Origin of the sequence: Streptomyces phyllanthi (genome assembly GCF_009377205.1) — a bacterium.
In the GTDB taxonomy this organism is placed as follows: Bacteria; Actinomycetota; Actinomycetes; order Streptomycetales; family Streptomycetaceae; genus Streptomyces; species Streptomyces phyllanthi.
On record NZ_VJZE01000331.1, the window covers coordinates 1 to 10,415 of the forward strand.

At 71.2% G+C, this 10,415-nt stretch carries 8 protein-coding genes; 4 read left to right on the plus strand and 4 right to left on the minus strand.

Annotation, left to right across the window (positions count from 1 at the left end; all coding sequences use genetic code 11):
- Window positions 1-38: 38 nt before the first annotated feature.
- The 4 genes from FNH04_RS32765 to FNH04_RS32780 all read right to left on the minus strand — a co-directional run bounded on the left by FNH04_RS32765 (window position 39) and on the right by FNH04_RS32780 (window position 6,113).
- Window positions 39-1,775 carry a penicillin-binding transpeptidase domain-containing protein gene (locus FNH04_RS32765; protein WP_322724504.1) on the minus strand — a complete coding sequence of 579 codons (1,737 nt, stop codon included), beginning with the start codon at window positions 1,773-1,775 and terminating at the stop codon, window positions 39-41.
- A 102-nt stretch (window positions 1,776-1,877) separates the two neighbouring features.
- Window positions 1,878-3,506 carry a penicillin-binding transpeptidase domain-containing protein gene (locus tag FNH04_RS32770; protein WP_152789490.1) on the minus strand — a complete coding sequence of 543 codons (1,629 nt, stop codon included), beginning with the start codon at window positions 3,504-3,506 and terminating at the stop codon, window positions 1,878-1,880.
- Between the two features lie 333 nt (window positions 3,507-3,839).
- On the minus strand, window positions 3,840-4,316 hold the full coding sequence (locus FNH04_RS32775; protein WP_152789491.1) for a hypothetical protein: 477 nt from the start codon (window positions 4,314-4,316) through the stop codon (window positions 3,840-3,842).
- Window positions 4,317-4,373: 57 nt separating this feature from the next.
- On the minus strand, window positions 4,374-6,113 hold the full coding sequence (locus tag FNH04_RS32780) for a dolichyl-phosphate-mannose--protein mannosyltransferase (protein WP_322724505.1): 1,740 nt from the start codon (window positions 6,111-6,113) through the stop codon (window positions 4,374-4,376).
- Window positions 6,114-6,175: 62 nt separating this feature from the next.
- On the opposite strand from FNH04_RS32780, the gene rsmI reads away from it, so the two are divergent.
- From rsmI to FNH04_RS32800, 4 genes are all read left to right on the plus strand, one after another.
- A complete protein-coding gene (rsmI, locus tag FNH04_RS32785; RefSeq protein WP_322724507.1) occupies window positions 6,176-7,021 on the plus strand; it encodes a 16S rRNA (cytidine(1402)-2'-O)-methyltransferase in 846 nt (281 codons plus the stop codon).
- Between the two features lie 362 nt (window positions 7,022-7,383).
- Window positions 7,384-7,812: a hypothetical protein gene (locus FNH04_RS32790; protein WP_152789493.1), complete on the plus strand. Its 429-nt coding sequence runs from the start codon at window positions 7,384-7,386 to the stop codon at window positions 7,810-7,812.
- Window positions 7,813-7,859: 47 nt separating this feature from the next.
- Window positions 7,860-8,768, plus strand: coding sequence for a TatD family hydrolase (locus FNH04_RS32795; protein ID WP_152789494.1), 909 nt, complete (start codon window positions 7,860-7,862; stop codon window positions 8,766-8,768).
- 193 nt (window positions 8,769-8,961) lie between these two features.
- Window positions 8,962-10,320: a ubiquitin-like domain-containing protein gene (locus tag FNH04_RS32800; RefSeq protein ID WP_322724509.1), complete on the plus strand. Its 1,359-nt coding sequence runs from the start codon at window positions 8,962-8,964 to the stop codon at window positions 10,318-10,320.
- Window positions 10,321-10,415 lie beyond the last annotated feature (95 nt).

A 10,415-nucleotide genomic window follows, 5' to 3' on the forward strand; every position in this document is an offset into this window, starting at 1 on the left:
GGATGGGACGGGTAGGGGCGGCGGGTGCGCAAAAAGCCTCAGCTGCCCGCCCGGAGCAACGCCGCGACGATCGGCCCCGCCGACTCGCTGCCGTGACCGCCCTGCTGGACGACGCCGGCCGAAGCCAGGTCGCCCTTCCACGCGGTGAACCAGCCGTTGGGCTCCTTCTGGCCGTCGACCTCCGCGGAGCCGGTCTTGGCGCCGTAGTCCGGCCCCAGCCCCGCCATCGCCTCGGCTGCCGTACCCGCCGCCGCCGTGTACTGGAGGAGTTCCTTCAGCTGATCGCGGACGGTCGTCGGCATCGTGCGCGACGCCGTGGCGAGCGTACGGCCGTCCACCGACGGCGACACCAGGTACGGCTGCTTGAACACACCCGTTTTCGCCGTCGCCACCACCGACGCCATGTTCAGCGGATTCATCCGCACCCCGCCCTGCCCGATCAGCGAGGCGGCCATCGGCGCGTCACTCTGCACTGGCACCGACCCGTCGAACGTCGGCACCCCGATGGCCCAGTTGTTCAGCCCGAGACCGAACACCTGCTGGGCCTCCTTAGTCAGCGAGTCGTTCTCCAGCTTCTTGGCCTGCGAGATGAACGCGGTGTTGCACGAGCGGGCGAAACTCGCCTTGAACGTCCCGCCGTTGATCTGGAACTTGTCGTCGTTCTGGAACTTCCAGCCCCCGTACGGCATGTACTTGGGGCAGGGGTGCACCTTGTTCGCCGAGGCCAGCCCCTTCTCGATCAGCAGCGCCGACGACACGATCTTCATCGTGGACCCGGGCGCGAGGGACCCCTGGAAGGCCGTGTTGAAGTTGGGGTTGGAGTTCGCCACGGCCAGGATCTCGCCGGTCGACGGGCGCATGACCACGACCGAGGCCCGCTCCTTCGCGGCCACCTGCTGCTCGGCGGCCTTCTGGAGGTTCGGGCTGAGGGTGGTCTTCAGGGTGCCGGGGGTGCCCTTGCTCAACTTCAGAAGCGTCTTGTCGGAGGCCTTCTTGTCGTCGTCCTTCCCGGACGAGGCGGACGCGTCAGGCGACGGGGAGGAAGACGAGGACGACGAGGACGCGGAGGAACCGGACGCGTCCCCGCGCACCACCCGCAGCTCGACCCCGGCCTTCCCACCCGCCTTCTTGCCGTACTTCTCCCGCAACCCGTCCAGCACCGTCCCCAGGGACGGGTACTTCGCGGCCGTCAGCTCACCACCGTCCCGGTCGACCGCCTTGACCGGAGGCGTGCCCGCCTCCCCGGTCACCAGCCGGTCGCCCTCGCCGAGATCCGGGTGGACCACCGACGGCTTCCAGCCCACCAGCGGCTCACCGTCCTTGGCGCGGCGCACGACGGTCAGCGAGGACTCGTACGCGAGCGGCTTGCTGGTGCCCTTGTAGGACACCGTGCCCTTCACGGAGAAGGCGACCTCGTCGCCCGAGCGCTTGCCGCGGGTGAGCGTCACGTCGTCGATGCGGGCGTCCTTGCGGAAACCGGTGAGCGCGGTCCTGGCTGCCGCCGAGTCGTCCGTGGCGGCCGCTGCCTCGGTGACGGAGCCGCCCTGCCAGGCGGTGAGGAACGCCGTGGCCGCCGACCGGACCTCGGCCGCCGACAGGGGGCCCGTCTTCACGGGCTTGGCGTCGGCGGACGATCCGTCCTCAGCCGCCGCACCACCGCCGTACAGGGCGTACGCGCCGACGGCGCCGCCACCGACGACCACGGCGATCAGCCCGCCCACCACGAGCGGACGGTGCTTGCTCTTCTCCTCGACGACGCGCCTTCTCTTGCCCACAGCTCTTTCGATCCTCCGCTGTCACCAGGCCCCCGCCAGCCTCACGCTCCTCAACGAGAACGACAGCCCCACCCTAGAGTCCCGGTATGACAGGGGTGAACGTCAGCCGCCCGCTCGTAGCACGGCTGCGACAATCGGACCGGCCGCGTCGCCGCCGTGGCCGCCCCCCTGGGACACGGCCGCGGCCGCGATGTCGTTGCGGTAGCCGGTGAACCAGCTGTCGGACGTGGCCTTCCCGTCGACCTCCGCGGAGCCGGTCTTGGCGCCGATGCTGCCGCTGAGCCTGGACATGGCGGCGGCCGCGGTGCCGCTGGTCGCGGTCCGGTTCATCATCTGGCGCAGCTGCTGGACCGTACTCGCGTCCAGGCCCCCGGCGGTGGCCAGCTGCCGGCCGTCGAGCCGTGCCGGGACGATGACCGGCTGCCGGAAGGTGCCCGTCATGGCGGTCGCGGTGACGGAGGCCATGCTCAGCGGGCTCATCTGGACCTGGCCCTGGCCGAGCATGTTGGCGGCGGTGTCCGGGCCGCCGGAGGCGGGGACCGAGCCGTCGAAGGACTGGACGCCGACCTTCCAGTTGTTCCGGCCGAGCCCGAACCGCTCCTCGGCCTCCTTCGTCAGCGAGTCGACCTTCACCTCGTCCGCGTACTTCACGAACGCCGTGTTGCAGGACCGCGCGAAGCTCTCGGAGAGGGTCGCGTTCTCGTTCGGTGTCATGCCCTTCAGGTTCGTGAAGGTCTGGCTCTGCCACGTGGCGTCGGGCGGGCAGGGTGCGGGGCCGGTGGCCGTCGTGATCCCGTTGTCGATGAGCATGGCGGCACTGACGATCTTCATCGTCGAACCGGGTGCCAGCTTGCCGAGGAAGGCCGCGTTGAACCCGTCCTTCCGGTGGTTGGCGACGGCCAGTACCTCCCCGGTGCTCGGCTTGACGGCTACCACCGACGAGTCGGCGTGCTGCTTCACCGCCTTCTCGGCCGCCGCCTGCGCGCCCGCGCTCAGGGTGGTCTGCAGCGTGCCCGCTCTGCCCTTGGCGAGGGTCACGAGTGTGGTGTCGCCCTCGCCCTCGGTGCTGTGCCGGACGGCGAGCTCGACCCCCGGGGTGCCGCCCGCCTTGTCGCCGTACTTCTCCCGCAGCGCGTCCAGGATCGGCCCGAGGGAGGGGTACGTCTCCTTGCTGAGCTCGGCGCCGTTCCGGTCCACCGCCTTGATCGGCGGGGCCGAGGCCTCACCCGTGACCAGCGTGTCGCCCTTGCCCAGCTCCGGGTGCACGACGGACGGCTCCCAGTCGACCAGCGCCTTGCCGGTGGTCTCCCCGCGTACGACGGTCAGTTCACTGTCGTACGCGAGAGGCTTGCTCTTCCCCTCGTACGACACCGTGGCCTTCACGGAGAACCGCACGGTCCGCCCGGCCGCCTTATCCGCGGTGATCTTCACGTCCCCGATGTGCGCGTCGTTCCCGTAGGCGCCCAGCAGCCCCTCGGCCTCCTCGGCGAAGTTCGTGTACGACGCGGCCTTGTCCGCGTCCCCCTTCTCCCAGGCCGCGAAGAACTTCCGCGTCGTCTCCTCGACCTCGTCGCCGCTCGGCGGCCCGCTCCTCACCACCGGCGTGTCCGCCGAGTCCGACCCCCCGTCCCCGCTGATCGCGGTCACGATGTTGTACGCCCCGTAACCGGCACCCCCCACCATCACGGCGAACACCCCACCGATCACGGTGGCCTTTGCCCCCTTGCGCATAGCGCGATTCCTCCCCGTTGCCGCCCTTCCGGGCGCCGCCCCCGCACGCGTTTCTGAACGCGTTCAGAAAGCCTTGGTCGTCTCGCACTGTAAGCGACCTGAGGGGTGGCCGTGGAAGGAGTTGCCCGAATGTTGGCCGAAGAGAGATCGGAGGACTGACTCAAAACCCGGGGACACCACGGCTTCAGCCGGCGGAACGAATACGCTCAGCGAGCCCCAACGCGTCGGCAACGCGGGGCGCAGACCGGCGACCGCGCCCACCTGGCGACTGCTTGCCGCGGGGTCCGCCTCATGACGGGCGGCCGCCGGTCGCCACCGCGTCCACGTGGCCTGTCAAGGTGCCCAGCCGCCGCCGTAGACGTCGCCCCTGTCCGCGAAGATCGCCCACAGCACCAATGTGACCAGGAACCAGGCCGCAATGCCGATCAGCACCGGCAGGGGAGGGTCACCGATCCCGGCGATCCCGGGCACGAACGACGCACATACGCCCCAGGCGCCGAGGGGGAGCGCGGTGAGCAGGGGCGTGACCATCACCGTGGCCCCCAGCGCTTCCAGGAACCGCCGCACCGGGCCGGTCTCGCCCGGTCCGCCGACGACGGTGGCGGCCAGGGCTATCGGCACCGGCCAGACGCTCCCGGCCACGATGTAGACGGTGTTGCGCGCGCCGGTCATGCCGGCGGTGTGGAACATCCAAGCGAGCCCGGCGATCACCGCTGCCGAGAAGGCGACGATCGCCAGGCCGATGATGCGTCGTGTTCGCCTCCGGCGCCGTAACGCGGAGGGCTTCCGCCGCGAAGGGGGTGTGGGCACACCTCGATGGTGGCAACGAGGAGAGACCGGCTCAAGAGTCCGGAACCAGGCTCTCGCCTACACCCACGTGTCCAGCCACATCCGCGACCGCCAGTCGTCGATCGGGATGGGCTGGCCCGTGTACAGGGGGAAGAAGTAGATGAAGTTCCAGGTGATGAGCAGGACCAGGGCGCCCGCGCCCGCCGCGCCCACGACTCGGCGGCGTTCCGTCGCGCCGGGTGGGCCGAGGATCGCTCCGATCATCATCGCCAGGGCCAGGCAGAGGAAGGGGAGGAAGACGACCGCGTAGAAGAAGAAGATCGTGCGTTCCTGGTACATGAACCAGGGGAGGTAGCCCGCCGCGATGCCGCAGGCGATGGCGCCGGCGCGCCAGTCGCGGCGGAAGAGCCAGCGCCACAGGACGTAGAGGACCGCGAAGGCCGCGGCCCACCACAGGAGCGGGGTGCCGATGGCCAGGACCTCGCGGGCGCACTTCTCGCCCGCGTCGACGGGGCAGCCGTCCGTTCCGGCGGCGGGGTCCTCGTAGAAGTACGAGACCGGGCGGCCGACGACGATCCAGCTCCACGGGTTGGACTGGTACGTGTGTGGCGTCGAGAGGCCCACGTGGAACTGGTAGACCTCTTGCTCGTAGTGCCACAGGCTGCGCAGCCAGTCGGGGAGCCAGGAGAAGCTGCCGTCCTTGCCCGCGGTCGCCGCCCAGTTGCGGAAGTAGCCGCCCGAGCCGTCGTCGGGGGAGAGGATCCAGCCGGTCCAGGAGGCCAGGTAGGTGACGAGGGCGACCGGGACCGTCGCCAGGAACGCGAGGCCCGTGTCCCGCTTGAGCACCGCCTTGTAAGGGTGGCGGGCACCCGCGACCCTGCGGCTGCCGACGTCCCACAACACCGCCATCAGACAGAACGCGGCGAGGACGTAGAGGCCGTTCCACTTGGTGCCGATGGCCAGGCCCAGGAACAGGCCGGCCGCCCAGCGCCAGGGGCGCAGGCCGAAGCGGGTGGTCTCCGCCACCTGCGCGTTGGGGCGCACCACCCCGTCGCCGTCCGGCGGCAGCGCGGCGGCCAGCCGTTCGCGTGTCCGGTCGCGGTCGATGACCAGGCACCCGAACGCGGCCAGCACGAAGAACATGACCATCTGGTCGAGCAGCGCCGTACGGCTCATCACGAAGTGCAGCCCGTCCACCGCCATCAGCGCACCCGCGAGACAGCCGAGGAAGGTGGAACGGAAGAGCCTGCGCCCGATACGGCACAGCATCAGGACGGAGAGCGTGCCGAGCAGCGCCGGCATGAAGCGCCAGCCGAACGGTGTGAACCCGAAAAGCCACTCGCCGAGCCCGATGACGTACTTGCCGACCGGCGGGTGCACCACGTACGCGGCGTCCGTGGGGATCGGCACGTTCCCGTTGTTCTGCAGGATGAGGTCGTTGGCGTTCTTGGCCCAGTTGACCTCGAACCCGCGGTGGATCAGCGCCCACGCGTCCTTGGCGTAGTACGTCTCGTCGAATATCACCGCCTTGGGGCTGCCCAGGTTCCAGAACCGCAGCAGCCCGGCGAGCAGCGTCACCAGCAGCGGCCCGCCCCATGCCGACCAGCGCGTGATCCGTACGGCGAGATCCTGAGGCAGCCCGAGCACGGCCCACAGACGAGGTCCGGGCCGGGAGTACGGGGGTACCAGCCGGTCGCGGACGTCGCTTCTCGGCTCCGCCGTGTATCCGAACCGGCGCAGCCGCTGCTGCCACGACGGCCGCTGCTCTTCGGTGGCCTGGCTCTGCCGGGTGTCCATGGAGGACGCGGTACTCGTCACCGCGCCATCGTAGGGAACCGGGCTGTGCGAGTCCCGTGTATGAGCCCTGCGAGGATGGAAACGTGACAGGAACCCTTGTGTTGGCAGGCACCCCCATCGGCGACATCACGGACGCCCCGCCCCGGCTCGCCGAGGAACTGGCCGGTGCCGACGTGGTCGCCGCCGAGGACACCCGGCGGCTGCGGCGGCTCACACAGGCCCTGGGCGTGCAGCCCTCCGGGCGCGTCGTCTCCTACTTCGAGGGCAACGAGTCCGCCCGTACGCCCGAACTCGTCGAGGCGCTGGTGGCCGGCTCCCGTGTGCTGCTCGTCACGGACGCCGGTATGCCGTCGGTGTCCGATCCGGGGTACCGGCTGGTGGCGGCCGCCGTCGAGAAGGACATCCGCGTCACCGCCGTACCGGGCCCCTCCGCGGTGCTCACCGCGCTCGCGCTGTCCGGGCTGCCCGTGGACCGGTTCTGCTTCGAGGGGTTCCTGCCGCGCAAGGCGGGCGAGCGGCTGTCACGGCTGCGGGAGGTCGCCGGTGAACGGCGCACCCTCGTGTACTTCGAGTCCCCCCACCGCCTCGACGACACGCTCGCCGCGATGGCCGAGGTGTTCGGCGCGGAGCGGCGGGCCGCCGTGTGCCGTGAGCTGACCAAGACGTACGAGGAGATCAGGCGCGGATCGCTCCGCGAGCTGGCCGAGTGGGCCGCGGAGGGGGTGCGCGGGGAGATCACCGTCGTCGTGGAGGGCGCCCCCGAGAAGGCCGTGGAACTCGACGAGGACGAGTTGGTGCGGAGGGTACGGGTGAGGGAGGACGCCGGGGAGCGGCGCAAGGAGGCGATCGCCGCGGTGGCCCTGGAGGCGGGGGTGCCCAAGCGGGTGGTTTTCGACGCGGTGGTCGCCGCGAAGCGCTCCGCGTTGTGAGCCGGTCTCGCGTTGCGCCCTGGGCGGCCCGGGGCTGACTCGGGCCGCCGGGTTGTTCGTGGTGCTCGCGCCCACGCGACGGAGCCGCATATCGATATCGACGCGGTCCCGCGCCTCTGGTGGGGCGCCCCTGCGCCCCAAGGGTGGGTAAATGCGCCCCCGGCCAAAGCAAAGCGCATGCCTGCTGTCAGGGCCCTTCCCACAAGGGAATGCCAAATCGGCGCCAACACTCGACAGGGCTGATGCGCTCGCCCCGTGGGAGCAGTCCACTGGTGGAAGGGACGCACCCGTCCCCGCTCCCACTGGGGTTCAACGGGGAATCCGCGCCGTGGGTGCTTGTCCAGCGGACAGCAGGAGCTGGCATGACAGAGATCTCAGGGCAGACCGGCCACCGTGGAACGGCGAGCGCAGTCGTTCACGAGTCCTATTCCTTCGCCTGCATGCGCTGCGGGCACGGCTGGGAGCAGTCGTACGAGATCGAGCATCACATCGACGGCAACGGCCAGGAGTTCGTGATGTACGTGGCGGACGGCGAGGTCGTGCCCTCTCCGCTGAGCAGGCCCACATGCCAGAACTGCGACAACCACGTCGTGCGCATCATGCGGGCCGGCCAGGTGTCCTCCGTGCAGAGCCACCTCCACCGGCAGTCACGCCGGGTGCCGCGGCAGATCCCGGGGGACGAGACGTCCGCCGGCGGCGAGTCCACGGCGTCCACGGCGGCCAAGGAACAAAGGGATCACCACTGGCATCTGTCCGATCTTCTGCACCCGTTCCACCGCAAGGCGAGCTGACGGCCTCCGGAAGCCGGGTGGGCATGCCCCCTTCGTAGGATCGGGGCATGCCTTCGAACACCTCCGGCCCGCACGACAAGAACGACAAGAACGACAAGAGCGCCGCGCCCCCGCTGCCCGAACCCCTCCGGGTGCCCGTCGCCGACTCGCACACCCATCTCGACATGCAGTCCGGCACGGTGGAGCAGGCCCTCGCCAAGGCCGCCTCGGTGGGTGTGACGACCGTCGTGCAGGTCGGCTGCGACGTGAACGGCTCGCGCTGGGCGGCCGGGACGGCGGCGGCGTACGACAACGTCCACGCGGCCGTCGCGCTGCACCCCAACGAGGCGCCCCGCGTCGTGCACGGCGACCCCGACGGCTGGTCCCGGCAGGGCGCCCGCGAGCCGGGCGGGGACGCGGCCCTCGACGAGGCGCTCGCCGAGATCGACCGGCTGGCCGCGCTGCCCCACGTGAAGGCCGTCGGGGAGACGGGGCTCGACTACTTCCGTACCGGGCCCGAGGGCAAGGAGGCACAGGAGCGCTCCTTCCGCGCCCATATCGAGATCGCCAAGCGGCACGGCAAGGCCCTGGTCATCCACGACCGCGACGCCCACGCCGACGTGCTGCGCGTCCTCAAGGAGGAGGGGGCGCCCGAGCGGACCGTCTTCCACTGCTACTCCGGCGACGCGGAGATGGCCCAGGTGTGCGCCCAGCACGGCTACTTCATGTCCTTCGCCGGCAACGTCACCTTCAAGAACGCCCAGCCGCTCCGCGACGCCCTCGCCGTGGCCCCGCTCGACCTCGTCCTCGTCGAGACCGACGCGCCCTTCCTGACTCCGGCGCCGTACCGCGGACGGCCCAACGCGCCGTATCTCGTTCCGGTCACGGTGCGGGCCATGGCCGCGGTGCGCGGCATCGACGAGGACGCGCTGGCGACGGCGATCGGGGCGAACACCGCGCGCGCGTTTGATTACTGAGAGATCACGCTTCCGGAACACCCTCAGGGCCGTCCGGGTGATCGGCATGGCGTGTCACCGGTCCAAGTGGCGGCACCGCGTGGTCGGGTTGCTTGGGAGTGCGAGGGTCGTCCGCTAGGTTCGGTCGCCCGATTGGACCCCGTTGGTCCTTTTGGTCCTCTGACCCTTCCGGACCTCCCTGGAGCCTGTCGTCGTGAGCGCATCGCCGCCCTCGCAGCCCTCTCACCTCTCGCAGCCGTCAGCGCCGTACGAGCCGTCAGCGCCGTACGGGCCGTCCTCCCAGTACGAGACGTACGGCACCCACGGCCCCCCGTACGGGATCCACGAGGACACCTACCGCCCCGCCTACGAGACGGCGCCCGAACCGGTGCCGTCCCGCCCGGGCGACCGCGTACCCGGGGCGCCGGGCGGCCGGGCGCAGGCGCGGCGGGCCGGGCACCGCAGACGTGCCGCCCAGCGGCCCGCGCCGTTTCGCCGGCTGGTTCCGCAGGCGCTGGTGGTGGCCTTCCTCGCGGGCGGCACCTCCGCCTTCGTCGCCAAGGACAAGGCGATCGAGCTGACCGTCGACGGCAAGCAGCGCACCCTGCACACCTTCGCGGACGACGTCACCGAACTGCTCGCCGACGAGGGCGTCCTGGTGGGCGACCGCGATCAGGTGGCACCCGCGCCGGGCACCGCCCTGGCCAGCGGCGACCGGGTCGCGGTCCGTTACGGACGGCCCGTGGACCTCACCCTCGACGGGCAGTGGCGCGAGGTGTGGACGACGCAGCGCACGGTGAACGGGGCGCTCGAACAGCTCGGGGTGCGCGCGGAAGGAGCGTACGTCTCGGCCTCGCGCTCCCGGCGGATCGGGCGCGAGGGGCTGGAGCTGGCCGTCCGCACCGAGCGCACCGTCACGATCGTCGCGGACGGCCGCGCGCGGACGATCCGCACCAACGCGGCGACCGTGCGCGAGGCCGTGGAGGAGGCCGGGATCACGCTGAAGGGCCAGGACACGACATCCGTCCCGGAGGACGGCTTCCCCCGGGACGGCCAGACCATCGTCGTGCTGCGGATCGCCGGGTCGCGGGAGGTGCGCGAGGAGCCGATCCCGTTCGCGGTGCGCAGGACCGACGACCCCTCGCTCTTCCGGGGCACGGCGGTCGTCGAGCGGGCCGGGCGGCCGGGCGTGCGCCGCGTCACGTACTCCCTGCGCACGGTCAACGGCGTCAGGCAGAAGCCGCGCCGCCTGCGTACCGAGGTGGTCCGGGAACCCCGGACGCAGATCGTGAAGGTGGGGACGACGCCGATGCCGACGTCCGTGCGGGGCGCGGACGACCTGAACTGGCGGGCCCTCGCGGCCTGCGAGTCCGGTGGCCGGTCCACCGCGGTGGACCCGTCCGGGATGTACGGCGGCCTCTACCAGTTCGACGCCCGCACCTGGCAGAGCGTCGGCGGCCGCGGCCGTCCCCAGGACGCCTCGGCGGCCGAGCAGACGTACCGCGCGAAGCTGCTGTACGTACGGCGCGGGGCGAGCCCGTGGCCGCACTGCGGGTCCAGGCTGTACCGATGACCGTCACCGTCATCGCCGCCGTGGAGAGGGCGGCCCCGACGGCCGCCCGCGCCGCGCCCCGTACCCTTGGGGCGTGAGCAGCCCCGCCCCCAGCC

Excerpts from the sequence above, each read along its gene's own strand:
- FNH04_RS32770 (WP_152789490.1), bottom strand. The coding sequence starts at position 3,506 with ATGCGCAAGGGGGCAAAGGCCACCGTGATCGGTGGGGTGTTCGCCGTG.
- FNH04_RS32790 (WP_152789493.1), top strand. The coding sequence starts at position 7,384 with ATGACAGAGATCTCAGGGCAGACCGGCCACCGTGGAACGGCGAGCGCA.
- FNH04_RS32795 (WP_152789494.1), top strand. The coding sequence starts at position 7,860 with ATGCCTTCGAACACCTCCGGCCCGCACGACAAGAACGACAAGAACGAC.